This is a genomic window from Stieleria bergensis (genome assembly GCA_007745635.1).
Classification (GTDB): domain Bacteria; phylum Planctomycetota; class Planctomycetia; order Pirellulales; family Pirellulaceae; genus Stieleria; species Stieleria bergensis.
The window spans coordinates 4,509,626-4,534,306 of record CP036272.1; the positions used below are offsets into that span (position 1 = coordinate 4,509,626).

General features: G+C 52.5%; 24 protein-coding genes. All 24 read right to left on the minus strand.

Features of this window, described 5'->3' with window-relative positions; translation table 11 throughout:
* Positions 1–58: 58 nt before the first annotated feature.
* Positions 59–1,495 (minus strand): phenylacetate--CoA ligase family protein, encoded by a 1,437-nt coding sequence (locus SV7mr_RS15980; RefSeq protein WP_145274258.1) that lies wholly within the window; start codon positions 1,493–1,495, stop codon positions 59–61.
* A 182-nt stretch (positions 1,496–1,677) separates the two neighbouring features.
* Positions 1,678–2,655, minus strand: a complete 978-nt coding sequence (locus tag SV7mr_RS15985) for a hypothetical protein (protein WP_145274262.1) — start codon at positions 2,653–2,655, stop codon at positions 1,678–1,680.
* A gap of 46 nt (positions 2,656–2,701) precedes the next feature.
* Positions 2,702–4,372, minus strand: coding sequence for an MBOAT family O-acyltransferase (locus SV7mr_RS15990; protein WP_145274266.1), 1,671 nt, complete (start codon positions 4,370–4,372; stop codon positions 2,702–2,704).
* Positions 4,373–4,530: 158 nt separating this feature from the next.
* A complete protein-coding gene (locus SV7mr_RS15995) occupies positions 4,531–4,908 on the minus strand; it encodes a hypothetical protein (protein WP_145274269.1) in 378 nt (125 codons plus the stop codon).
* 294 nt (positions 4,909–5,202) lie between these two features.
* Positions 5,203–6,072 (minus strand): IS3 family transposase, encoded by an 870-nt coding sequence (locus SV7mr_RS16000; protein ID WP_145274272.1) that lies wholly within the window; start codon positions 6,070–6,072, stop codon positions 5,203–5,205.
* A 97-nt stretch (positions 6,073–6,169) separates the two neighbouring features.
* A complete protein-coding gene (locus tag SV7mr_RS16005; protein ID WP_145271091.1) occupies positions 6,170–6,484 on the minus strand; it encodes a transposase in 315 nt (104 codons plus the stop codon).
* Between the two features lie 24 nt (positions 6,485–6,508).
* Positions 6,509–7,012: a class I SAM-dependent methyltransferase gene (locus tag SV7mr_RS16010; RefSeq protein ID WP_145274275.1), complete on the minus strand. Its 504-nt coding sequence runs from the start codon at positions 7,010–7,012 to the stop codon at positions 6,509–6,511.
* Between the two features lie 266 nt (positions 7,013–7,278).
* A complete protein-coding gene (locus tag SV7mr_RS16015; protein WP_145274279.1) occupies positions 7,279–8,178 on the minus strand; it encodes a glycosyltransferase family 2 protein in 900 nt (299 codons plus the stop codon).
* A 77-nt stretch (positions 8,179–8,255) separates the two neighbouring features.
* Positions 8,256–9,395, minus strand: a complete 1,140-nt coding sequence (locus tag SV7mr_RS16020; protein WP_419187465.1) for a glycosyltransferase family 4 protein — start codon at positions 9,393–9,395, stop codon at positions 8,256–8,258.
* A gap of 4 nt (positions 9,396–9,399) precedes the next feature.
* Positions 9,400–10,707, minus strand: a complete 1,308-nt coding sequence (locus SV7mr_RS16025) for an O-antigen ligase family protein (RefSeq protein ID WP_145274285.1) — start codon at positions 10,705–10,707, stop codon at positions 9,400–9,402.
* A 97-nt stretch (positions 10,708–10,804) separates the two neighbouring features.
* Positions 10,805–11,194 (minus strand): hypothetical protein, encoded by a 390-nt coding sequence (locus SV7mr_RS16030; protein WP_419187466.1) that lies wholly within the window; start codon positions 11,192–11,194, stop codon positions 10,805–10,807.
* 222 nt (positions 11,195–11,416) lie between these two features.
* Complete coding sequence (locus SV7mr_RS16035; protein WP_145274272.1) at positions 11,417–12,286, minus strand: IS3 family transposase; 870 nt, start codon at positions 12,284–12,286, stop codon at positions 11,417–11,419.
* A gap of 97 nt (positions 12,287–12,383) precedes the next feature.
* Complete coding sequence (locus SV7mr_RS16040) at positions 12,384–12,698, minus strand: transposase (protein ID WP_145271091.1); 315 nt, start codon at positions 12,696–12,698, stop codon at positions 12,384–12,386.
* A 134-nt stretch (positions 12,699–12,832) separates the two neighbouring features.
* A complete protein-coding gene (locus SV7mr_RS16045) occupies positions 12,833–13,792 on the minus strand; it encodes a glycosyltransferase family 2 protein (RefSeq protein ID WP_145274291.1) in 960 nt (319 codons plus the stop codon).
* A gap of 1 nt (position 13,793) precedes the next feature.
* Entirely contained in the window at positions 13,794–15,008 is a 1,215-nt protein-coding gene (locus SV7mr_RS16050) for a polysaccharide pyruvyl transferase family protein (RefSeq protein WP_145274294.1), read from the minus strand.
* 328 nt (positions 15,009–15,336) lie between these two features.
* Positions 15,337–16,608 carry an ABC transporter ATP-binding protein gene (locus tag SV7mr_RS16055; RefSeq protein WP_145274297.1) on the minus strand — a complete coding sequence of 424 codons (1,272 nt, stop codon included), beginning with the start codon at positions 16,606–16,608 and terminating at the stop codon, positions 15,337–15,339.
* A gap of 45 nt (positions 16,609–16,653) precedes the next feature.
* A complete protein-coding gene (locus SV7mr_RS16060; RefSeq protein WP_145274301.1) occupies positions 16,654–17,001 on the minus strand; it encodes a four helix bundle protein in 348 nt (115 codons plus the stop codon).
* A gap of 82 nt (positions 17,002–17,083) precedes the next feature.
* The gene (locus SV7mr_RS16065) at positions 17,084–17,959 is read right to left on the minus strand and encodes an ABC transporter permease (protein WP_145274304.1); all 876 of its coding nucleotides are present in this window, start codon (positions 17,957–17,959) and stop codon (positions 17,084–17,086) included.
* A gap of 150 nt (positions 17,960–18,109) precedes the next feature.
* Positions 18,110–18,679, minus strand: a complete 570-nt coding sequence (locus tag SV7mr_RS16070; protein ID WP_145274307.1) for an acyltransferase — start codon at positions 18,677–18,679, stop codon at positions 18,110–18,112.
* A 45-nt stretch (positions 18,680–18,724) separates the two neighbouring features.
* Entirely contained in the window at positions 18,725–19,957 is a 1,233-nt protein-coding gene (locus SV7mr_RS16075; protein ID WP_145274310.1) for a glycosyltransferase, read from the minus strand.
* 116 nt (positions 19,958–20,073) lie between these two features.
* Positions 20,074–21,258: a TIGR03087 family PEP-CTERM/XrtA system glycosyltransferase gene (locus SV7mr_RS16080; RefSeq protein WP_145274313.1), complete on the minus strand. Its 1,185-nt coding sequence runs from the start codon at positions 21,256–21,258 to the stop codon at positions 20,074–20,076.
* A 305-nt stretch (positions 21,259–21,563) separates the two neighbouring features.
* Positions 21,564–22,430, minus strand: a complete 867-nt coding sequence (locus SV7mr_RS16085) for an XrtA system polysaccharide deacetylase (protein ID WP_145274316.1) — start codon at positions 22,428–22,430, stop codon at positions 21,564–21,566.
* A 558-nt stretch (positions 22,431–22,988) separates the two neighbouring features.
* Complete coding sequence (locus tag SV7mr_RS16090) at positions 22,989–23,936, minus strand: sugar transferase (RefSeq protein WP_419187467.1); 948 nt, start codon at positions 23,934–23,936, stop codon at positions 22,989–22,991.
* 26 nt (positions 23,937–23,962) lie between these two features.
* Complete coding sequence (locus SV7mr_RS16095; RefSeq protein WP_419187468.1) at positions 23,963–24,658, minus strand: exosortase-associated EpsI family protein; 696 nt, start codon at positions 24,656–24,658, stop codon at positions 23,963–23,965.
* Positions 24,659–24,681: the final 23 nt, after the last annotated feature.

Here is a 24,681-nt window from a genome sequence, read left to right on the forward strand (position 1 = left end):
CCAGCCGTTTTAGCCCCTCGCAACTCGCAACTCGCAACTCGCAACTCGCAACTCGCCACTACTTAACATACCGAAACTTGCCGCCGGATTCGGGGCGAATGGTTGCGACGGTTTGCACATCCACGGCGGGCGGAGACGAATCCTGAGGATTGGACAGCCAATTCACAATGGCCTGTTTGGTCTCATCCAACGACAGAGGGCGATTCGGTGCTGGCACCACCGAAACCTGATACGAATGGTCGCCACAATCCACCAGTTGTGCGGAATCGACCCCCGGCAAGGCTTCCAGGAAATCCAACACATCGTCCGTGGTTTGGATGCGGCCTTGGGACAGGGTCACAATATCCTGGGCCCTGCCATGGACCGTCAAGCGAGGCGTCTTGTTGCCGCAGGGACAGGGCGAACGATCGATCCGGCCGAGGTCGCCGATCTTGTATCGAATCAGCGGCATGGTGTGGTTGACCAAGTCGGTGATCAGGACATGCCCGACCTTGCCATCGGGAACGGGATTGCCAGCGTCATCCACGACTTCGACGTGAAACCAGTCACTGTAGACGTGCAGTCCCGCATGCTCCACGCATTCGTTGGCGATCGTGCCGAACTCCGCGCTCCCATAATCGTCCCAGTATTTGCCACCGAAAGATGATTCGATCAGACTGCGTTGCCCGGGAGTCACGCGGCTGCCCATGGTTTTGATCACGGGGATGTTCAGGGGCGGCAAGTCATTGCGTTGAAGATGCCGTGCCAGCGTGGTCAGATAAGTGGCCAGGGCTTTGACCAGGTAAGGCCGATCGGTGCGCAGCCGCGCGACATACTGGTTTAACGTGTCGGGATCGGGATGCGAGCCATGGAGTCCGAAGCCGGGGTACGTTTGACGATGAAACACCCAATGGGTTTCGATCAGGCCGCGCAGATCACGAAACGGTTGGGTGTCGCGCCATTGCCGCTGCCGCAGCATGCCCATCACGTGGGACACGACGCCGGTTTGTGTCTCACCGAGATCCCCGCAGACGGTCTCACAGACCTCGGGAGGGATTTCGACAGAAGGCAATCCGGGTCGGTAGCGACCCGAGTCGCACAGCATGCGTAGGTTCGCGGCCCGAACGGCATCACGTTTGGCGAAACCATGGATGGTGATCAAACGTTGAGCGGTGCCACGAGTGGACATCAACCTCCAGTCAGCCGGATCGCTACCGTCGGTGATTTGGTCTGGAAAATGAGCCTCAACGTCATCCTTGGTGGTGACGGGGATTTGTTCCAGCACAGAAGCGGGATCGGCACTTTGTCTGCGATCAACAGCCGGTATGCGATCAGCATAAAAGGGCACGTTATCGCGCGCGTGTTGCAGCAGTTCGGCCAATCGCTGTTGCCCGACGGCCAGCGGGTCATCCGGCCAACGAGCCAGAGCGACAAACCGTCCCCCCGCCGACCAGCACCCGGCCCGCATCGCGACCGCAGCAAGAGAGCGTCGAAACGGGCGAAAGGATCGAATCATGGCGCAAGCCGCTCGTTCAGAAGAGGGCGGTGAAGGATTGAGTCAAACATCTTATCAGAAAACTGCCCCCAACGAACCAACCGCCGCCATAGACCTCACCCGTGCCCCTCATACCAGAGCGTTAAAGCAACGCGCCGGCAAACGGAAGCTGCCCGCGTGATGACTGTGCTTCAGATGCAGGGTTAAGGCGCGGTGTGTTCACGGACGAAAAACGGGAGTTTATCATGGAGATAATTAGACAACGTAACACTACCCTGCCAGCTGAAATGGTGAGTATCAGCGAAGTCAGAAAGCTTGAACGCCTCGTGAGGAGGCTGAATCAACGGCAGGCGTGTCCCAAGTTGAATTTCTTTTTCCTTCACAAACGCCAGTAATTCCGCATCATAACCTGACGCATCGCGTTTCTCTTGAACCGCACTCGGAACTGGCGGAACAAAAAAGATCGGTTGAATCCTCTTTTCGCGCAAAAGCGTCAACAGTTTATCAAGCCAATATTCTCCCATCGGAGAAACTCGCCACTCAATCTCATCTGGCTTTATTTTCAGATCCGACTCTTCGGCCCCCTGGGAGAACCCACCCTTGGCAAAGCCCTTGGTCCGCGCAAACTCATCGCGAATCTTCAAGTTGCGTTTTCGAGTCGTATCGGCGAGCGTTTTCTCCTTTGCGCACTGGGTCATCCAGTTATCGATCGCTTGTCGAAAACTGTACGAAGCAAACAGCCGGTTACCAGTAAAATCCACATAGCGATCAGGGGCCCAGATCATGTTCCCACCCTGATTAAACTCTCCATAATGCATCCAAAATCGAAACGACGGCCCGTAAAGCCACGACTGATGATTTGGATCAACGGCGCGAAGCTCAATCACCACGTGACTCGGTGGCGTTTCTAGATGCATCAATTGCCGTTTCAGTAGAAAATACTGCTGATTTGTGCGGCATCCATTTAGCGCAAGGTTTGAAGTTGAGACCTCTCGACTGTCCACTTGCAACGGGTTGACTGAATGAAGCGTAACGCTTGACCCCAAGAACATCACATCCGCGGTGCTGTTTTGCGTTCCATCTTTCTCCAGCCAATACTTCGCTGCTTGATCGGAATACCAATCGACGTTGTGCCACAAGAAAAACTCGATAACGACGACGGCGACGATCGCGACAATCACTGCAACTGGGATTCGAACGGCTGGCGAATCTGCAGCGAGTGATTCGTTAGAATTGAAAATAAATGAATTCCGATTCACCGAAGGCACCAAAAATGATGGTCAGATAGAAACAGCACACATAGAGCGCGACACGGACAGACCAGTGCCAATGCAACGGCGCCAAGAGATTACCTGTTCTCACTTGGGCCCACTCAAATAGCAGCAACGGAGCAATGTAGAATGCCAACTTCGCGCCCGTATTCATCTCTGCGGGCAGAGACGCCCATCCAGAAAACAAACTTCCTGTCAGAACGCTTATCTGGCTCATCGATTTGGCTCGAAACAGAAGCCAACCGTAGCACATCAAATGAAAGAACAGTGTCCAACTTATGGCAGCAAAGATGCTTCGCGCAACGACTGACTGTCTCGAAGACCACTTTTCCAGCGGTTTTCGAATACTGCGATGACCGCCTAAAAGTCCGCCCTGGTAAGCACCCCATAAAACGAAATTTGCTGCGGCTCCATGCCACAACCCGCCCAAAAGCATTGTCAGTGCCAAATTCCGAGACGTTCGTCCTGTGCCCGCTTTGCTTCCGCCAAGCGGGATATACAGATAGTCGCGCAACCAGGTGCTGAGGCTAATATGCCATCGCCGCCAAAAATCCTGCGGATTACGTGCGACGTACGGCGAGTTAAAATTCACCATCAACTCAATGCCCAGGAAGCGACTGACGCCGCGTGCAATGTCGCTGTAGGCACTGAAGTCACAATAGATCTGAAAGGCGAACGCATAGGTCGCCAACAGAATCTCCGGTCCAGAATGGACACGGTCAGACTCGTAAACCGCGTTGGCAAGGGGAGCCAGATTGTCGGCAATAAAGATTTTCTTAAACAGGCCGAAGGCAATCAAGAACATGCCCGCCTGCATCTGAGGCCACGAGAATATCCGACTCTTTCGGATCTGGGGCAGCAGCACGGACGCTCTCTCGATCGGACCTGCGACAAGCTGAGGGAAAAACGCGACGAATACCGCAAAGTCTAACAGGCTGCCGGTTGGTGCCAGTTGTCGTCGGTAGATGTCGATCGAATAGCTTAATGTCTGGAACGTATAGAAAGAAATTCCAACGGGAACGATCAGCCCGAGCGTTGACGCCCCAATGTCAAACCCAATCGCATGGAGTGATTCTGATATCGTCTCGATAAAGAAATCAAAGTACTTGAAGAATCCCAGGATGCTCAGGTTGCCAACGACACTAACGCAGAGGAAGTACCGCCGTGACCTCACCAGTGTTCCAATGGCAAGCAAACAGGCGGCAACCAGCACCGTCGCGGCCGCCAGAATTGCGACATTCCAATCCGCATCCTGATGGAGGAAACCTGACTGCACTGAGACGCCGCTTGCAGAAATCAACGTCTCTGGAATCGCTGACTGAACCAGTGCAGGCCAGTTCCATGGACCACATAAGAAGAGAGAGGCGACGACTCCGGCAACTGAAAGCGTCAGCAATTTTCCTCGACGAAGAGGAACTCCTGCCAACCCCAGGCCGCATGCGAAATCAATGCCCGTGGACAGGATCAGCAGGAACAAGAACCGATGATCCCAGGTCGCGTAGAACGTGTAACTGGTGAAGATCAGCAACCAGTTTTGAGCCCGCGTCCGGTTTCGCGCACCGAGCAGCCAATAGATGCAAATCGTCAAGCCGGCCAGCAAGACAAATCCGGTTGAGTTGAAATTCATCCGTTCAGTAACTCAACAGGCCAAACATAGCGGGAAAGTGTTCCAATTTCATGCAACTTTTAACAATCAGCGGGACAATTCCGAAGCTTAGCGATTGCATCACACCGACTGCGCGCGACTAAGTTAAACGAACTTCCCGGCACACAACATTCCATGCTTTATTCATCAATGCCGCGCAAGGGTTTCCAATGTAATAAAGAACGTTGTAAAATTTCTTGTAACTCTAGAGTATCTTCACGATACGTCTGCCGCAGACTAGTGAGCGCCTGCGAATCCGCTTGGCTGAGCGATCTGCCGCCCCGCTTTGGTAGCAAACCCAGCAGATAGTCTGAACCACGCCTTCCCAAATTTGTCGCCCTCACGAACTGCAATAGTCTGGAACGCTCATAAACGCGTTGCAAGACAGTCGGAACGCTCTTATTGGCTTTTCGACTCAAGCCTTCTACTACAATCGGTGACACTCCTACCCATTCGAAGAGTTGCTTGGAAACAGCAACCGGGTCAGTTTTAATATCCTCATACAACAAGACAAACACCCTGTCGCTTGACACCCTGGAGTAAAGGTAATTTAACTGCCTCGCATAGAACCCGTAAGTGTCTTGGTTCAACGGGAATTGGAATTTGCTAACCGGCGAGTAGTACAGGATGGCGGCTTCCTGCCGTGAAGATCAGGCATCCTGCCCGAAGGTTTTTCGCATTGTGGAAACATCGAAGGGAAGAGTAGCGGCATCGTCTGACACCGCTGCCCTTCGACGTTTCACTTGGCACGGCGCTCGGGTTGGTCCTCACCAGTGCCCTATCCTCCGACCAAGTTCTCTCAGTCTCTCACATCAGCTCGCGATTGCAAGTGATGCTTGCTCGCGACGGCGTGAACGAGCTTCTTCAAGCTTGCGATCACGCTCTGCATGGATCTCGCCGGACAGGCCATTCAAGCAGTCCGCTGGCGTGATGTAACCGATCCCGCTGTGCAAACGCGTCTCGTTGTAATGACACACATAAGCAGCTATTTGCTTGACCGCTTCGTCACGATCTCGCGGCGGATTGGGACGAATGCACTCCGTCTTCAACGTCCCGTAAAATCGCTCCTGCTTTCCGTTGCTTTGCGGGTAGTAAGGACTCGTCGTCACATGCGTCAAACCGTTGAAGCGAACGAATGCTTTAAAGTCTTTCGCGATGTACTGCGGACCATTGTCGCTGATGATTCGGGGCTTCACACCGGGATGTTTTTCCAGCGCTGCTTGAATCACAATCTCAATATCCACTTCCGTCATCGACTCGCGAAGTTCATGGTGCACGATGTAACGACTGAAGCCATCGAGTACCGTGATCAAGTAAAAAAACGTTCCACCAACGTTGATGTAAGAAACATCGGTATGCCAATGGCTATGCGGCTTTTTAGGCTGTTTGAAGCCTGTTCCTTTGAGCGACTTGGTCGCGGATTTGCGGTCCAAACGCCCCGCTGCTTTGAGAACGCGATAAACCGTCGAAGGGCTCACCGCAACGATGGCATCGTCAAGCATCATGAAAGTCAATCGGCGATAACCCTCCAGTGGATTCTTGTCATGGAACGCGACAATGGCTTGCCGCTCCCAATCCGCGAGCCACCAGTCGCGAGGGATCTTTCCGTTGTGGTCATTGACCATTCCGTAGCGTTTCTTCCAGGTGTGGAACTTGTTGGCCGCCAAGCCAAGCCAAGCCACAGCAGCAGTTGCTTTGCAGGCAGCTCAGTTTGTTTCGTCCAATGGTTGATGTAATCGACGATTTGGTCTCGTGTATCGTGAGGAACCCAGCGACCGGTTAGAGCTCCCCATTTTCTTTTTTTGAGCGGATGTTCTCCTCCATCAGCTCAGAGATGACTTCGTTCTTAGCGTCGAGTTTCTCACGCATCTTCTGGAGCTTGGCATCGTGCTTGGACGTTTCAGCCTTCGTCGATCGCGGCGACTCAAAAGAGCGTTCAGCCTGTTGAAGCACGGAATTGATCCAGTTGTGGATCATCGTTGGCTGGACGTGCATCTCGTCAGCGATCTGCGAGACAGGAATTTGGTCTTTAAGATGCCTGCGAACCGCATCAGCCTTCTGTGACGCGGTGAAAGATCGTCGTTTTTTTGTCATCAGAATTCTCCTCGGGGGGTGAGATTAATTCACCGGAGGCAAAATTCCAATTCCATGAGAGGCAAGACACCAGTTTGCGACATGCTCTTTATGAAGGGAACCGATCGTTGTCCCGTGTGAGCTTGGAGCATCGTGCAAGTCCGCATGTCCAACTTCGTCACTCAACCCACAGTTTATCAATTCGAGATTATCGGAATCTTGACGGATCATTTCTGCGATGAGAGGATTGGGTTCAAAGCCAAAAACTTTAGCATTTGGCACAATATCTAATACGGTTTTTGAATAATCACCCTTGTTAAACCCAACATCAAATACAACTGGAGCAACCCCCATTTTGGGAAGTAAGCACTTTAGCATCCGCACCTCGGAAACCGTTATGCCACATGAATCCATATAAGCGTTCGAGACGCCCCAAGCCTTTGTTGATAAAACGAAAAGTAGCTTCGGTATCCAATGAAACGGACGAATAGCGCAAAGAATAAAGAATGGATATGCCGCGATATCTTTCCAGCTTTCAAAACGGATCATACAAGTACTTTTATTAAGAGCGTTACCGAGTAGTCATCCAAGCTTATAACACCGTTACGTGACAACAAGCCATTGGTTTGATGTAAGAGCTAGTTCGGAACTTTCGAAACAGACACACCGATCTTTAGCTTACGTCACACCGCAAAGCTTCACGTCTCAGGACTCAGATTCCTATCGCCAACTGGAGAAGTCTATTTCGATAACAGACTCAAGCAGACCAATGGGAAATGTCCCAGTTATTGCTGAAAGGCGATCCGGATGGGAGACTACTGCAAAACGCCGTCCAAAGAATATCCCTGCCCCAACCGAGACGCTTTTTTGATTTCACGCCGAAGTCGCCTCATCACGCTTCTCCTGACATACCAAGGCAGTGTAACGCTTCCACCCAAGACGTCCTCCAACAATGAACGGTTAATTTGCTCACAATCTCTGGGCCATTCGTGGACAGGCAAGCTCTTGAAGAATTTCTCCTGCATTTTACCCGTCTCATAACGGACAATTCTGGAAAGGTACATCCTAACGTCGGAAAGTCTAAACGGGCTTAGATTTCGGAATCGATAACCGTAACCCTCGACGTGAACGGTATGAGGTGGACCAAATTCCGAATCACGGTCCAAGTTTCGATGAACGATCGTCGTCAGTGCCGAATCAATCCACATCAACCCAACTGGCAATACGAATGTGGACTCGCGAATATGCGATAGAAAACCGCTCGACAGTGCATAGCAATTCCCGTACAAATGCTCGCGTGTTCTGATCCAATCAGAGTACTGCTTTGAACCGCGACCGCTCAGCGGAAACCCGGCCGCAGCGGTGGCACCTGGCGTCGCTGTTAGCTTGCGAGCTAAAGTCGGAAATGTGTCAACTTCAAACCAGCAGTCCCCATCGACAAAGAAATGCACATCAGTGCTCAAGTCTGCGATCGAATGGACATAGGTGTTCCAAGCATTGCATTTATCTCCAAGCTTGATCTCAACCAATCGCAAACGGGCGTATCGAGACTGGCAGCGTTTGACAAGGTCAACGGTAGCATCAGTGCAACCGTTCGCAAGTACAAAGACAGCCTGGAGTTTTTCAGCGGACTGCTGCATAATACTCTCAATACAGCGTTCGATGTTGGCCTGCTCATTATAGGCAAAAATGACGACTGAATAGGAGAGGTTCATCGTAGATCCGATAATCGTGACACTTCAAATAATAGACTCGCCGGCTACCTCGACTCAACACACGTCCGGTCCCGATACTAATCAAAGTCCAAGCTTGCCACCACCGTGGACCAATCAAAGCTGTCCAGCACTCGTCTACGACCTTTAAGCCCCATGCGAGCTCGCAAATCTGGCGTCTCGTATAACTTCACAACTGCCTTGGCAATTTCGGTTGGTCTCGCGCCATCAACAATCATCCCTGTGACCCCCTCTTCAATCGCTTCCTTGGTTCCACCGGTGCATCCAGTGATCGTCGGTTTTGCACAGCCCGCCGCCTCCAGCAAAACGATTCCAAAACCTTCTATATCAGCACCGACATTTCGATTCGCCAACACAAAGACGTCACTGCCTTGGTAGTATTCGATTAACGATTCATCGCTCAAACCTTGTGCAAAATGCACAAACTTACCCAGCCCACGGTTAGCGACGAGCGTTTGCAATCGTCCATACTCCTCACCTCCCCCAGCAACGACGTATAAGAGGTTTGGAATTTGGCTGGCCAACTCATCAACAGCCTCGATGACATGATCCTGCCCTTTGCGTCGCTGAAGACGACCGACGGTCAGTAGCACAAACCGATTCTCCCATCCCAGCCGACGCCTCACTGCCGCCAGATCGTCAGCGGGACGGTACATGGATGTATCAATCGCGGGATTAAGCACGACCACCTTTTCCCCTGGAACGCGCCACTGCTGCCTGAGTATCGACGCAGTATTCGTTGAATTCGCAATCACTCGTTCCGCGTTTTTAAACACCCGCCTCGCCATCATTCGGTGCTGGCGGCTACTCATCACGCCGCCTTCGGACACCGCCTCTAGGTTGACCTCTTCACCGTGAGCAAACACATCATAGGAAGGTCCACCGAAAAATCGATTCCACAGGTACAAAACCCAACCCTCGGGAACGACTCGCGCTGCCTGGCAATGGGATGGATTTACATCACGGGTTGCACGCCTCAGCAGACGAAGGATCCGAAAATAGTTTCCAATCCCTTTCGGGCTAAACCCGCCCGTTTCAAGCAAATCAAAGGGAATCCGGTTGACATACTCGGGATCATTGCACGACTCCACCATGTCAGTAAAGACAAGCTTTTCCCCTGGAAGTCGTTCGTAAAGCTGAGACAGCCAACGGCCACTACCGCCAACGGCCGGCGGGAAAATCTCCGATAACAACAGCAACTTGTTATTGCACGTCAACGCTCTGTCCCGGATTTGATAAAGGAGCAACGGTCGATGGCCGTTTTTTTGCAACCGAAACGGTTGCCAAACCAATTGCCGCGAGACAATACGAAGACTCAGACAACGCACCACTGGAGAACATACTACCAACCAAATATCCAGGAATCCCGGCAAGCACCGCGACACAGGCCGCCCCAGACCAATCTTGAGCATTGTTCATATTTCCCAATTTCGATCTCAGCGACCAAACAGAGAACCATGGGATCATGAAAAACGCAAAATACAGAACGGTAGCCGGAATCCCAAATCCCGTGGAAATTTCAAAGGCAAGATTGTGCAATCCCTTTCGTGTTGTGTCTAACTCGCCCTCGTAGTAGCTTGGAACCAAACGCTGCCCAGCATAAGGACCAACACCCAAGAGCGGATAATCCTGAGTGATTGCAGCACCAGCCTTCCAGAGGTAAAAGCGACTATCCGCAGAAGCGTCACGGTTTCCATCTGATTCAAAACTTGACGAGAACTCTTTGACCACTGATGGGCCAGCTAAAAAGATCGTGGCGATGATACAAAAGATCGTCGAGCGAATCGTAAAACGATTCTTGGGCATGGCCCAAACAATGATCAACGCCATCATCATGGATGCTAACATGGCTCCGCGGGACTGAAGCAACATGATCTGGTGGATCTGCAAAATGGCGATAAAACCGCAACCGTAGCGGATCAAGTTTTTCTTTGAATAGATTGCCACCGCGATCGAACACGCAATCAAGGGAACCGTCAGATTGGAATAGAGGTTATTATCTCCCTTCGTCCCCCACGGACGATACGCATACAAGCAATAGCCGTCCTGGAAGTACTGCTCGTTGATTCGAAACGCCGAGTAGCCCTGCGCGACGGAGCACACGATTAACGCTATCCATACCTTTTCAGGGCGATCGATCAGAAGAATCGCAAGGACGGCCATCATCACAATTTTCCACATGTTGGACATGTAGAAACTGCTCAATTCTGGATCAATTGACTGTGCTTGGCTGATAAATCCGAGGATCAAAAATGCGACAAGGCAATAGATCCCGACGAGCGCACCACGACTCAAATGAGGGACCTTTGCTCCACTCAGTAACCAGCCCGCAAGCGTTGCGATTGCGATGTATTTCTGGAACTGAAAATCCTGCGAAATACTCCAACGCCAATTCCATTGGGGCTCTAGGATGACCCAACCGTAAAATCCGACCAGGCCGATCCAGGGGCGCACGACTCCCGCCACGCACAAGAGGCAGAAAAGCGGGTAGACAATTAACTGACCAAGCATTTTGCAATAGAGACTACGGCCTTAGCGGCCTTGATGTTAGACCAAGCGCCGAGAACAATAGCAAGCCGCTGATAGCGAGTGACCGAACGACAATTGGTTATGAACGTGAACACGCTTTCGGAAAAGAAGCAGCCAACTTATAAATCAGATATCGCACCGCTCCGAGATGTTCCACAGGAATCCGCTTTAGAGCGTGCCCGATTTCGTTAAATCGCCAAGTGTGCAATGCCTGATACACGTAACTCACCAGTTCCCTAGACTGTTCCGCTAACAACGCTGTTTTGTACGACTCGGGAACCATACCTTCGTTGACTAGTGAATCAATCGCATCGAGGCGGTACTTGGACAATTGATACCGTTTCTTTGTGATCTGATCTTGCCCCTCATGCATCTGAACCAATGCTCTGTCGACAGCGCAAAACTGCGTCTCTAAAGCAAGGCGTAGCCAGACTGGCCAGTCTTGGCAGGCTCGATTGTCTTGGTTCAACGGGAATTGGAATTTGCTAACCGGCGAGTAGTACAGGATGGCGGCTTCCTGCCGTGAAGATCAGGCATCCTGCCCGAAGGTTTTTCGCATTGTGGAAACATCGAAGGGAAGAGTAGCGGCATCGTCTGACACCGCTGCCCTTCGACGTTTCACTTGGCACGGCGCTCGGGTTGGTCCTCACCAGTGCCCTATCCTCCGACCAAGTTCTCTCAGTCTCTCACATCAGCTCGCGATTGCAAGTGATGCTTGCTCGCGACGGCGTGAACGAGCTTCTTCAAGCTTGCGATCACGCTCTGCATGGATCTCGCCGGACAGGCCATTCAAGCAGTCCGCTGGCGTGATGTAACCGATCCCGCTGTGCAAACGCGTCTCGTTGTAATGACACACATAAGCAGCTATTTGCTTGACCGCTTCGTCACGATCTCGCGGCGGATTGGGACGAATGCACTCCGTCTTCAACGTCCCGTAAAATCGCTCCTGCTTTCCGTTGCTTTGCGGGTAGTAAGGACTCGTCGTCACATGCGTCAAACCGTTGAAGCGAACGAATGCTTTAAAGTCTTTCGCGATGTACTGCGGACCATTGTCGCTGATGATTCGGGGCTTCACACCGGGATGTTTTTCCAGCGCTGCTTGAATCACAATCTCAATATCCACTTCCGTCATCGACTCGCGAAGTTCATGGTGCACGATGTAACGACTGAAGCCATCGAGTACCGTGATCAAGTAAAAAAACGTTCCACCAACGTTGATGTAAGAAACATCGGTATGCCAATGGCTATGCGGCTTTTTAGGCTGTTTGAAGCCTGTTCCTTTGAGCGACTTGGTCGCGGATTTGCGGTCCAAACGCCCCGCTGCTTTGAGAACGCGATAAACCGTCGAAGGGCTCACCGCAACGATGGCATCGTCAAGCATCATGAAAGTCAATCGGCGATAACCCTCCAGTGGATTCTTGTCATGGAACGCGACAATGGCTTGCCGCTCCCAATCCGCGAGCCACCAGTCGCGAGGGATCTTTCCGTTGTGGTCATTGACCATTCCGTAGCGTTTCTTCCAGGTGTGGAACTTGTTGGCCGCCAAGCCAAGCCAAGCCACAGCAGCAGTTGCTTTGCAGGCAGCTCAGTTTGTTTCGTCCAATGGTTGATGTAATCGACGATTTGGTCTCGTGTATCGTGAGGAACCCAGCGACCGGTTAGAGCTCCCCATTTTCTTTTTTTGAGCGGATGTTCTCCTCCATCAGCTCAGAGATGACTTCGTTCTTAGCGTCGAGTTTCTCACGCATCTTCTGGAGCTTGGCATCGTGCTTGGACGTTTCAGCCTTCGTCGATCGCGGCGACTCAAAAGAGCGTTCAGCCTGTTGAAGCACGGAATTGATCCAGTTGTGGATCATCGTTGGCTGGACGTGCATCTCGTCAGCGATCTGCGAGACAGGAATTTGGTCTTTAAGATGCCTGCGAACCGCATCAGCCTTCTGTGACGCGGTGAAAGATCGTCGTTTTTTTGTCATCAGAATTCTCCTCGGGGGGTGAGATTAATTCACCGGAGGCAAAATTCCAATTCCATGAGAGGCAAGACAGTCTGTTCCGCGCAGCGTTGCCAGGTGAATTGTCGGACGTGTTGATAACCGGGTTCGATCATCGCTTACCAGCGGGCTTCAGATTTGCGCGTCCGCATCGCTTGCCGCAGCATTGATGGGCAGATGGTAAGCAAAGTGGAGTACATCTTCTTTTTAGTGGCCGAAAGATTGTTCGGCTCCGATCGGATTAGCTCACGCGCCGCTTGTGTCTCGCCAGCAAGAATTGAAAAATAAATCGCTCCGGAACAGGTTTCGCGACAAAGAAACTGAATCTTGCGCTGCAACTCAGAACCATCTGGTTCCACTTGCTCCAACCTTCGCAAAACTTCTAGGCAGTTGCGATAGAGACGCCCTTTCTTCCCGCTAATATTGTCACCCTGCTGATACATTGTGACCAAGACTTCGTCGACCACAGCAAACCTTACGTTTTTTGAGAGAACCATCCAGAGATACCAGTCTTCCGCTCCCCAGATATCCGCCGCAAAGTGAAGATCACGCAGACCATTTCGAACGAGAACCGCCGAAGTGATCACCCGTGAATTTGTGAGCAGATGCGGAAAGAGGTCCTCACACATTAACGCATAGTGCCCATCAACTACTTCTGTGTTTTGATGAACTCCACCAAGAGCGAATCTTGATGGCATTGCAACACCTTGATCATCAATCGTCTCGGTGTCACAAAAGATCAAGTCGGCTTGTTCGTATCGCTCCGCCGCAGCCAGCTGTTTTTCAAGCTTGGAGCGATGCCATTCGTCGTCACTATCAAGGAAAGCAATCCAGTCACCTTGAGCAATCTCGATTCCCGCGTTTCGGGCAGATGCTGCGCCGCCGTTTTTTTGTGTGATTACTTGAACCGACGAATGAAGTTCAGCCGCCACTTGAGCGGATCGGTCCGAACTACCATCATCAACCACTATGATTTCACACGCCGCAACGCTCTGATTAAGGACGCTAGCGATTGCCCTGGGCAAAATTTCTTCGCGGTTGTAGCACGGAATGATAACACTGATAGCAGGACGAGTCATTTCAAGTGCCTCCAATTCCGTCGAAGTTGAACCGAGAAAGACGCTTCACGTTGGGAAGATTTTCTGCAATGGTCTGCGCCAACTCTTCACTCTTCTCAATGCGTTTTCGCATCAAGTCAGCCATCTGTTCGACGTTTGTGGGGAATCTCTCCGGCCCGATCAGGCCATCACAAGACAGACCGAGCAGCCCAAACTGGCCTTCAAACTTACCTTGATACGGGAACCCTGTAACCGGGCGATTCATACCTAACGTCGCAATCCCTAGGTGAAGCCGTGCAGTAAAGACATGCTTACATTGTCCTGCGAGAAACTTTAAATGACTGCAGTGCGGCAGCGGAGCAACGAGACGAGCCCATTCGTCGGCGTCCGCGCCAAGCCGGACAAGGAACTGCCGCATGAATTCAACGCCCTCCGGTTCATCGTGCGGAAGCAGCAGAAATCGCAAGCCATCCTTCTCCGCTAGCGTCTTACATGCCTCGGCAACGATCGACAGTTTTTCCTCTGTTTTCCCATACATGCCGAACACGACTTCAGTCAAATTGAGCCCGATCAATTTATCTCGATGATCAGAGACAAAACGCATGACTACAGGATCAATTGCTGATTCGTCTGCAGGTTTTAGTAGGAATGCTAAATCTCCACTTTGCTCGACGCCAGACACTCCTGCCTCTTCCATGCGTTTATACGACATAGGGTCTCGTGCAAAAAGTCTTGTTGTACGGCCTAGACTGTCGAGGCGATCCTTTAGCCCAGGAGACGGAGGTCCATTGATGCTGAACCCTAAGATTCGTGTCTGCAACTTCAGGCGGCTGGCAACTTGGATAGCGTCCATTGTTGCTTTGCTGCGCATGACGCTGTATCCCTCATCGAGAACGTCAGCACCAATGACAAGAAAGTGGCGGTATCTGGAAACTAGATGCGGAAACAACAGGGACTCTGAGAAACACCGATCTGTCAAAAATAGCGAGAACAAATCTTCGCGAATCGTCACATCTTGGTCTTCAGCAATAGAATCAATCGGCTGGTTACTCGTGCTCAACAGAAGGATCGGACCTACGTCTCGATCCCGAAGCTCATTCACAACCACGTTTAACAACGCCTGGTCACCTCGATTGCGCTCAGGAACGGGTGCTGAGCAGACAACAACTCCGTTACGCTTCCTGGGACGTCGCGCAATCATGGACGATGCCGCGACTAGTGATTTTTTGATGAACATATCTTTCGGGAACAATGTTTAAGAAAGTGAATTTGACATGAATTCAATGCGTTTGCCTGAAAAAGTTTCTTTGCCTATACCGAAGGCATCATCATCTCGTCACGTGACACATTCCGGGGTGACCCAATGTCACAGAGCGTGATACACATCGGCGGAAGTTACCCTGTCACAAGATTTCGTTCTGATCATCTGTAAACGGCTGACGCGACTTTTCAAAAGGCGATTCTAGTCCCGTCGATTTATGAGGCGGACAACCGCATGTCGCAAACTGAAAGAGAACAATTGGATTCACCGTGAGCCGGTGATTTTATACTGCGGTGTTTGTGTCTTATTCCGAGAACACCCAGGAAGAGCGCGCCAACATTGGGCCACGAAAGCTATCAGGTGCTCTCAGTCCACCGTAGTAGTCAGCAGTCTTGACCTCAAATGAAATATGGTCTGCTACCGTACACTCACCTACATTCCTTGCTAACGTACCAATCCGCACTTTCATCGTATAAGTACCGGGTGCGAGATCTACCGACGGAAGCGTCCCAACGACCTTGGAACAACTCTCACCCCGATTAACCTCGCCTGAAAGGAACGACCCTATCGTGAACAGCTTCCTATCGAGGCTGTCATTGACTTCAATACAACATTGGTGCTTCTCAACGATAGAATTGAGTCGATAGTCAACGATGATCTTTAGACTGTCTCCACATTGGATACTGGATACGGAGTTCCCCAATGCGTCACGAAGATCAATTCCCCGAATTTGATCAGAGGTTTCGTTAAAACTTTCAGTGCTGTAGCGGCTTGAAACGGAAGACACGCAATAATCTGCCAACGCCTCAGGGACAGTGCCGACTGCACTTATGCCCCCATTTTTCAACGCAATCCCGCGAGTGCATAGTTGTTCGATCATTGGAATGTTGTGGCTTACAAAAAGAACGGTTCGTCCTGATCTAGAAACGCGTTTCATTTTGCCCAGACATTTTTTTTGAAACTCCAAATCGCCGACAGCAAGCACTTCATCAACGATAAGAATCTCTGGGTCCAGATGTGCGGCCACCGCGAAAGCGAGTCTAACCTGCATTCCACTGGAGTAGCGTTTTGCAGGAGTGTCAAGAAACTTTTCAATCTCACTGAAGTCGACGATCTCGTCGAACTTGCGATCGATCTCCTTCTTGGTCATGCCCAGAATGGTGCCGTTCATGTAGACGTTCTCTCGGCCCGTTAACTCGGGGTGAAAACCTGTGCCGACCTCCAACAGACTGCTCACTCGACCACGGATCACGGCGCGCCCGCTGGTCGGTTCGGTGATCCGGCTGAGTACCTTTAACAGCGTGCTCTTGCCAGCTCCGTTGCGGCCGATGATCCCAACCACATCTCCCTCGTTGACTTCAAACGAGACGTCTTTTAATGCCCAAAGAATGTCGGATTCAGAACCAGAACCCTCATCGCTCGATGCAGAGGTATCCAATCCACGTAACCGCGAGAGATTCTTAAACGGCGCTTTCAGAATGCCCTTCGCTGCACCAACAAGGGTGTCTGGGACCTCTTCTTTTGCGCCGATCCGATAGGCCTTGGAAAGGTTTTCGACAGAGATGATGGGGGACATAGGGATTTAGTTGCTAGTGTCTAGTTGCTAGGGGTAAAAACCGGCCTAATTTCGTGAACGATGCCGCCGGATCAGTGCTGCCAACATTCTTGCTAACTGCTCGGCTTCCTCCGCCCACTCCAATCCGATTTCTTCTGGCAATATCTTTGCCTTAACCCCAATGAATAATTGTGTTCGCAGTTCCGCTGCAGAGCCTTTCGCGATCGTCAAAAACCGAGCAATCTCTTTGTCGCTATCACGCTCATACCCTTCGGCGATATTTGAGGGAACCGATAGGCCGCTCCGCGTGAGCTGATCACGAAATCCAAAATCCCTGACCGATTGAGTATGCAAGTACAACGCCACACTCAACTGACAAGCGCGTTTCCAAACATCAAGCGTTTCGTGCTTCATCTTCCCTCAACGTGTCCACTCGCCACATCGAATCACTCGCCACTCGAAAACTAGCCACTAGCAACTCGAGAACTAGCAACTCCTAAGCTACGTCTGCGAAGATCTTTTCTTTGCTGCGGAAGAAGGCGAGGCCGGTGATCAGGAGAATGGTGCCGGAGAGGAAGCCGACGCCTAGGAGGTCCCAAGGGATGGAGGTGGTGCCCAAAATGGCGGCGCGGAAGGATTCGATCACGCCCACCATCGGGTTGATCGCGTAAAGCAGGCGATACTTCTCTGGAATGATCGAAGCAGCGTACACGACCGGACTGGCGTACATCAGTAACTGCACCAGAAAGTTCATCCCGTGCTTGATGTCTCGGTACTGAACCGCCAACGCGGTCAGCCACACGCTGACTCCACTGGCCGTGATCAACATCACGATGATCGCCAACGGCAAGGCAACGATTTGAATCGACGGTGGATACTGAAACACAATCATCATCACAACCATCATCACCGCCGCAATGCCAAAGTCCACCAACTTGGCCGCCACCGCAGACAACGGAAGCATCAGCCTGGGAAAGTAAATCTTCCGCAACATGTTCGCTTCACTGACCAAACTCTGCACGCCGTCGGTGATCGCGTTGCTGAAATACGTCCACGGCAACAAGGCCGCCAAGCTGAACAACGCATAGGGAGCCCCATCGGAATCCACTTTGGCCAAATTGCCGAAAATGATCGTGAACACCAACATCGAGAACAAGGGCTGGATGATGGCCCAGCCAATCCCAATCGCACTCTGCGCATAACGCACCTTGATCTGCCTCCAGATCAGGAAACGGAACAGATCACGGTAGGCCACGAGCTCTTTCCAATCGAACAATTGGAGCCCCTTGCGCGGCTCAATGATTAACTCGTAGTTCGACCGAGACGCAACGTCGGTGGCGTCAGAGTCTGTTTGGGCGTCGATGGTTGACATGGGTTTTAGGGGCGAGTTTTCGAGGGGCTAGTTTCGAGTTGCTAGTTTCGAGGGGCGAGTTGCTAGGAGCTAGGGGGCGAGTTGCTAGGAGCTAGGGGGCGAGTTGCTAGGGGCGAGGGGGCTAGTTTCGAGGGGGCTGGTTGCTAGGGGCTAGCGGTCTTTGATTTTTTTGGCGGGGATGCCGGCGTTGATGGTTCTTGGTTCGGTGGGCTTGGTGACGATGCTGCCGGCGGCGATGACGTTTTGCTCGGCGACGTCTGCCAGGATGATTGATCCGGCTCCCACCCAGGTGTCTCGGTTGATCGTGATCGTTTGACGTCTGCCCGGTTGCAAACGGATGGGCGTGTCTAAGTCGTCGATACCATGTGTGTGCGGCCCGCTAGGAACCTGAACCGCCGGTCCCAACAAAACGTCTTCGCTGATGATGACGTCTCCAAGCATGCAGCGTGGACCGATGTAGCAGTGACGGTGTAACTGAGCGTTCGTCTTGGAAAACAGTGTGCCAAAGCTGATCGTCGCAGTGGGGTCGCAGTGCGCGATGGTGAATCGATAAAACGCCACGCGAAGGTAACTGCCCAGTTTGCCAGGCAGCATCGAAAGCAACTGCGAATGGGACTCCAGCAAGCCATCCCGGTTTGCCACCACTCCCAAAACAAAATAGCTGACCAACAAAGGGCTGATGCAAAGGATCGCTAATAGACGGAAAAGCGATTTAGGCATGGAGGAGTTGGTAGGAAAAAGTTTCTAGTTGCTAGGGGCTAGTTGCTAGGGGCTAGTTGCGGACAGGAAACGGGAACCTTTCCCTGGCACAGGCTCGCGCCTCGTGCGAGCGGGAGGGTTTAATGTGGGGTACTCGCTACTAAACTTTCGTAGAGCTGATAGTAGTGGTCGACGGCGGTGTTGAGGTTGAACTGGGTTTGGACTTGCTCTCGGGCGCTGTGGCCCATTTTTTGTGCTTTTTGCTTTTTGCTTGTTGGTTAAGAGCTCGACGAGCTTGCTGGCGAGGGCTTGGTCGTCCGCTCGGGGAACCAAGTATCCGTCGGTTCCTTGTCGCAGGTGCTCTCCGTTGCCGCCCACCGCCGTGACGACGCTGGCGCACTGGCTGGCCATGGCCTCTAGCAAGGTCAGCGAAGCGGCTTCACTGACACTGGTCAGGGTGAAGACGTCAATGGCTCGCAGAATGTCCGGGACGTCGTGGCGGATACCCAGGAACTGAACCGAATCCTGAAATCCCGCCTGGCTCTTTTCAATGCCAGTGACTTGCTCTCGCAACTGGCTCTCTTCTTCCCCGCCACCGACCAGCAACAAACGTGCCTCGGGCAACTGCTGATGAACTCGCTGCCAACCGCGAATCAACGTGGCATGATCTTTGACTGCATGAAACCGCGCGATGCAGGCTGCGTAGGGGCGATCCAAATCCAGCCCAAGACGGCTGCGCAGTTCCCGCGTCTGCTGTTCATCACCACGCGCGGGCAGTTCGGCCATGTCGACTCCATTGGCCAGCGTAAACGCCTTTGGAAACCCTTCGATCTTGTGCAAGGCTTGGGTGCTAAAATCACAGCACGCGGTCACTTTGTCTGCATAACGCTGCAACAAAACTTTGTTGGCCCAACGACGCTTCCATGAAACGATATCCGGATAGTGTCGACCGTGCTCGGTGAACAGAATCTTGGCCGGCATGCGGTGCCGCAATCGCCCCAAGGCGGCGTAAAAGAACGGAGTGTACTGGTGGGCGTGCAAGACCTGAATCTGCTGCGCCTTGACGACATCCGACATCCGCTTGGCAACGCCCCAGTCCATCCCCGGCTTGCGATCTAAAACCGTGAGCGGCACACCGGATTGCATCAATTGCTCACCGATCGTTCCCACCGCATCCAAGCACAGAATCGTTGGCGAAATCTTGTCGCCAAGTTGCTCAATGATCTGTCGCACCAAGACCTCGGCGCCCGCGACTTGCATCACGTGCATGACGAATCCGACTTTGATGGGTGAGGGCATTGGGAGTTGCGAGGGGCTAGTTGCGAGTTGCGAGGGTGAGTTGCTAGGGGAGTGGAAATGGGAACGTTCCCCTGGACGAGGCTCGATGGTGGCGGGGTGGGTTGAAAGCGGGGATGCTAGAGGAGGTCTAGGATGGGGCTTAGCTTGGCGTGCCAGCCGTAGTGGGCTTGGACTTTGTTGCGTGCGGTTTGACCGATCTGGGAACGCTGTTTCGGGTCTGCTGACAAGGCTTGTAAACTCTCTTGCCATTGAGACACTGTGTCGGCGATCAAAAACTCGCTGCCGTGCTTGCCATCGATGCCTTCGGCGGCTTCTTGAGTGGTGATCACTGGCAATCCGCTGGCCATGGCTTCCAGGACTTTGTTTTGAATTCCCCTGGCCAGTTTTAACGGGGACACTCCAATGTCCGCTTCCTCTAAAAACGGCCGCACGTCTGGGACTTCGCCCGTCACTTCGACTCCCGGCTGTTCACTCAACTGCTCAATCGCTGCAACGGGTCGTCGGCCAACAATCGTTAAGGTCGCATTGGTTTGGGCATGGACGCCAGGAAAGATCTCTTTGCAAAACCACAGCATGCCTTCCACATTGGGCGTGTAATCCATCACACCGGTGAACACCAACTTGCACGCTGCCGTTCGATCTGACCTCGCCGCTTTCGGGGGCTGAAAGAACTCCGTGTCCACTCCGTTGCTGATCCCGTAAACCGGTGCTCGACCAGGCACTTCCTGCCGAAACACTTTCGCTTCGTCTTCACTGACCAAAACCACAGCGTCTGCTTGATCCGCGATCTGCTGCTCTAACTTGCGTACTGTTTTGTATTCACGACGATAGATCGCTCGCTTTGCACCCGAAGCTTCGTCCGACAACTGCTGCCATTTCTTACTATCGACGTCCACCAAGTCGACAACCTTGGTCAAGTTATCGAACGGTTTATTCTCGACGTAGGGATACATGCTGGAGCAAAACACGACGGCAGCCTCAAACGGCCTCGACTGGTGCTGCTGGATGATTTGATTGGCAACCTTCCGATTGAAGAACACCCCTTCGGTGATGCTTCGCCCAGAAACAAACCGCGTTCCAGCGTTTAACCACTTCGCTTTCGTCTGCGGAAAGGTAATGACCCGATCAGTCAATTGCTTGACGTGGTTTAACTGCTGGTCGGTGACGGGTTCGTCATGCGGACAAGCAAGCGTCACCGAATAATGCTGCGCCAGGACGCGCAGCAGGTTGTAGGAGCGAATTCTATCGCCACGGTTCGGCGGATAGGGGTATCGGTGGGTGAGGAGAAGAAGTGGGGGCAAGGGGAATGAGGGAAAAGTTGCGAGTTGCGAGGGGCGAGTTGCGAGGGCGGAGAGGGAACGGGAACCCTCCCCTCGCTTAGGCTCGAACTTCCCGCAAGCGGGAGGGTTTTATGTTGGGTGTGTTGACTGAACTCTCCCTGGGGAGAGTTGCTAGTGCGGGGTGGACACGGGGCACTCCTGCGAGCAGGAGGGTGATGTTTGTGGGTGAGTGGTTCTGGTGGCGCGGACTTCGTCCCTTTGGGTGACAGTTTTGTTTTTGCCAACCTTGGGGTTTGTTTGATTGCGACGGAAATTGAACCGGTGACCTAGGCGGTCTGATTCATTTCCTGTTCGCTGTTTTCTGCTTCAGACTGACGGTGACAAGCAATGGCTTGACTCATCGTTCCAAACTTCACTCGCTGCATCAGTCGCTGCAATTTGTCTTCAGTGTTCTTTAGGCCGACGTAATGCCGGAATGCTGCTTTGCGCGACAAGCCATTCACTTTGGGCTGACCCGGATCAACTTCCCAAGGATGGATATAAAACATGGCTGGATGCTGGCGACGCTCAATCGCTTGGATCGCCTTGCACGTTACATTCGACGGCAACAGTCGGAAGTAGCCACCGCCTACTGGTACGGGACATCCCATCGCTTTGCCAACCGACGGCGGAAACTCTTGCAAGCAGCCTGATTTGGTTTCTAAGTTGTGAATCTCTTTCTTCGCATTCGGGATTCCGTAGCGATCATGCCCTGTGATCGGAAAGACACTGCTGTCGTCAGTAAAGCCTTGTTCGACCAAGACATCCAACGCCCACAGTGACTTTTCAGTGATCGAGAAACTGGGTGCCCGGTAAGCAGTCGGACGCACTCCGCAAGCCGATTCAATCGCGCTGCAACTGTCTTGCAGATCCTTAGCAAACTGTTCCGGCGTCTGCGTGTAAACCAACCGATGCCAGTACCCATGCGAAGCGATTTCGTGGCCCGCATTTGCAATCCGCTGGACAAGCTGCGGAAACCGCTCAGCAACCCAACCCAAAATGTAAAACGTCCCTTGCACGTCACAGCGTTCCAGTAACGCCAGCATCCGATCAGTGCTTTGTTGCACCCGACTTTCCATGCTGTCCCACTGATCGCGCTGCACGCAATCCTCCATCGCGGAGACTTGGAAATAGTCTTCGACGTCGATGGTCATCGCGTGGATTATTTTGGACGCTGGGGCAGGCACTTTGGAACAGTTTTCAATGTCGCGTCGTTGAATTCGCTACAATCAACGAACAAGTCGGATGAACGCATCCTGCGATCGTCTTGGCGCTCCTCCTTGGACGCTCTGTCTCGTTGCAACAATCTCAGTCAGCAATCGAAAACCCGTCGAACTTGTTCAGCAGAAGCAATCGCTTGCCTGGAACGTGTCGTCGCGCCGTCTCATGCCGATGGGGCATCTCGTCAGCAAGTTGTCAATCTGACCGCCTGGCGGAGGGGATTATAGATGCAGATTTCAAAATTAACCCTGCCGGGTGATTTCCACACAAAGAAACCATGTGTCATAACGTTTGAACGACGCTTTGTATGGATTGGCACGTGCGCTGGTGCTTTTGTGGGGTGCGGCGTTGGTGCGGAACTGGTGGGTGCAAGCACGCACCCTACGGTGCGGCGCTGGTGTGATGGCTTTATGGCGGGTCAGGGAGCTGCTGAAGAGAGTCTTCCTGGCCAATGGATCTCGCTTGCATTCCAGCCAAATGCTTTGAAAACCTTATCTGGGAGAAGCGGGCGGACGACCGGCGTTCTCTAGATGGGAAGCCAGTTCACTGGTGGCGTGCTGTTGATCGCAAACATGAACGACCTGATCGCCAGTGGATTCACCATCGATACGTTTGACGCGCGGATCATCAAAGGGATGCCGGTTGTCGTCTTCTGTGGTGACAACACTTGCCCGAACCAACGATCGGCGGCAAAGCCCCATCATCCCCATGGCTTTTTCACCCTTGATGAAAAAGATGCGAAGGACGGTCGCCATGATCATTCGAAAATCCAATAACCAACCGGCGTGCTCGATGTAATGCAAATCGAGAAACTGCTTTCGCTTGACGTCAGCCAAGGTTTCATCTGGTGGCAGGTTGATTTGTGCCAAGCCGGTGATGCCTGGTTTCACGGCATTGCGGCGATAGTAACCATCGATCTGACCGGCTAAGACGTCGCAGATCTTGGGACGTTCTGGGCGAGGACCGGTCAAGACCATGTCTCCCATCACGACGTTCCAAAGCTGGGGAAGCTCATCGAGGTGGGACGCACGCAAGAATCGACCGAGCGGAGTGATGCGACTATCGCGTTTGGAGGACCAGACGGGCTTGCCATCCTTTTCGGCATCGCTGTACATGGAGCGAAACTTCAAAACCTCGAACACTTCACCGTGCTTTCCCAGTCGCTCCTGGCGGTAGATCGCTGGACCGTGAGAAGTCAGTTTGACCAAGACCGCCACGACAATCATCACGGGCGCTGTCATTACAAACAGAACGGCACCGATGATGCGTTCGGCAAGGTTCTTGTGGCGGAAGTAACGGGCACGAGATAACGCCTGAGACTTCGCATCAGCCTTCAATTTGTCGTTGGGGAACAACTCACTGGTCTGTTGAGTGTTCTGCTGTGGAATGGTGAGTGTGCTCACTGAAGTACGATCCTTTTCGCTGTGTTGATCATCCATTATTGACTCAATCAAGATTGATGCCCTTAAAGAATGCATTTCTCGAGGAGAGGCATAAAATCGGTTAGAAACTGCAAACCATGGTTGGTGCCGTCTCCAAGACTGGGGCTGGCGAGCTGGATTTTGTAGAGGTTTTCGACCATCCAAAATCTCGGTTGCTCGGCAGCTGCAAAAGCGCCTCCATCACTCCATGCGTAAAGCACGTGAAGCGAGGCTTCCCCCGATTGCTTATCTTTAAATTCCAGCGTCCACGCCTGATGCGTGTGCTGTTCCGTTTTAATCTCTGTCGCGCGTCGTGCGCCACTGGGTGCATTACCGGTTGAGCGGTAACAAATCTCAGGTGTATGAACGGCGACCGGACCACGTGGGCCAAGGATCATCGCGAATTTCACTGTTGCCCCTGACTCTGAATTGCGATAGTTCCGCACAATCGAACCGTGTGGACGAAGCAATTCAGAAGCCGCCCCGTCAAGCTGCTCTTCGCTGATCATCGTCCAATCGCCAAAGCTTGTTGGCAAAGCGGTGATGGCTTCTGCACGGCGACCGGCAAGCTCTTGATCGACGAAGCGTCCATCCAAGTAAGCGTGTACCGAACCCGATACTAAAGTGATCACTAACAGCAACGAAACCGCCACGATTCGAGACTTACCACGCACACTGGCGGCACTGTCCGAACGAACTTTCTCGCTAGAAACTGGTTTAGTTTTTTGCTCTGTGCTCATCTGCAAGGTAGGCTTGGGTACTG

What these genes read in the sequence shown, in the direction of transcription:
- SV7mr_RS15980 (WP_145274258.1), bottom strand. Translation starts at nt 1,495, where the DNA reads ATGATTCGATCCTTTCGCCCGTTTCGACGCTCTCTTGCTGCGGTCGCG.
- SV7mr_RS15990 (WP_145274266.1), bottom strand. Translation starts at nt 4,372, where the DNA reads ATGAATTTCAACTCAACCGGATTTGTCTTGCTGGCCGGCTTGACGATT.
- SV7mr_RS16005 (WP_145271091.1), bottom strand. Translation starts at nt 6,484, where the DNA reads ATGACAAAAAAACGACGATCTTTCACCGCGTCACAGAAGGCTGATGCG.
- SV7mr_RS16010 (WP_145274275.1), bottom strand. Translation starts at nt 7,012, where the DNA reads ATGATCCGTTTTGAAAGCTGGAAAGATATCGCGGCATATCCATTCTTT.
- SV7mr_RS16015 (WP_145274279.1), bottom strand. Translation starts at nt 8,178, where the DNA reads ATGAACCTCTCCTATTCAGTCGTCATTTTTGCCTATAATGAGCAGGCC.
- SV7mr_RS16025 (WP_145274285.1), bottom strand. Translation starts at nt 10,707, where the DNA reads ATGCTTGGTCAGTTAATTGTCTACCCGCTTTTCTGCCTCTTGTGCGTG.
- SV7mr_RS16040 (WP_145271091.1), bottom strand. Translation starts at nt 12,698, where the DNA reads ATGACAAAAAAACGACGATCTTTCACCGCGTCACAGAAGGCTGATGCG.
- SV7mr_RS16045 (WP_145274291.1), bottom strand. Translation starts at nt 13,792, where the DNA reads ATGACTCGTCCTGCTATCAGTGTTATCATTCCGTGCTACAACCGCGAA.
- SV7mr_RS16050 (WP_145274294.1), bottom strand. Translation starts at nt 15,008, where the DNA reads ATGTTCATCAAAAAATCACTAGTCGCGGCATCGTCCATGATTGCGCGA.
- SV7mr_RS16055 (WP_145274297.1), bottom strand. Translation starts at nt 16,608, where the DNA reads ATGTCCCCCATCATCTCTGTCGAAAACCTTTCCAAGGCCTATCGGATC.
- SV7mr_RS16060 (WP_145274301.1), bottom strand. Translation starts at nt 17,001, where the DNA reads ATGAAGCACGAAACGCTTGATGTTTGGAAACGCGCTTGTCAGTTGAGT.
- SV7mr_RS16065 (WP_145274304.1), bottom strand. Translation starts at nt 17,959, where the DNA reads ATGTCAACCATCGACGCCCAAACAGACTCTGACGCCACCGACGTTGCG.
- SV7mr_RS16070 (WP_145274307.1), bottom strand. Translation starts at nt 18,679, where the DNA reads ATGCCTAAATCGCTTTTCCGTCTATTAGCGATCCTTTGCATCAGCCCT.
- SV7mr_RS16075 (WP_145274310.1), bottom strand. Translation starts at nt 19,957, where the DNA reads ATGCCCTCACCCATCAAAGTCGGATTCGTCATGCACGTGATGCAAGTC.
- SV7mr_RS16085 (WP_145274316.1), bottom strand. Translation starts at nt 22,430, where the DNA reads ATGACCATCGACGTCGAAGACTATTTCCAAGTCTCCGCGATGGAGGAT.
- SV7mr_RS16090 (WP_419187467.1), bottom strand. Translation starts at nt 23,936, where the DNA reads ATGGATGATCAACACAGCGAAAAGGATCGTACTTCAGTGAGCACACTC.
- SV7mr_RS16095 (WP_419187468.1), bottom strand. Translation starts at nt 24,658, where the DNA reads ATGAGCACAGAGCAAAAAACTAAACCAGTTTCTAGCGAGAAAGTTCGT.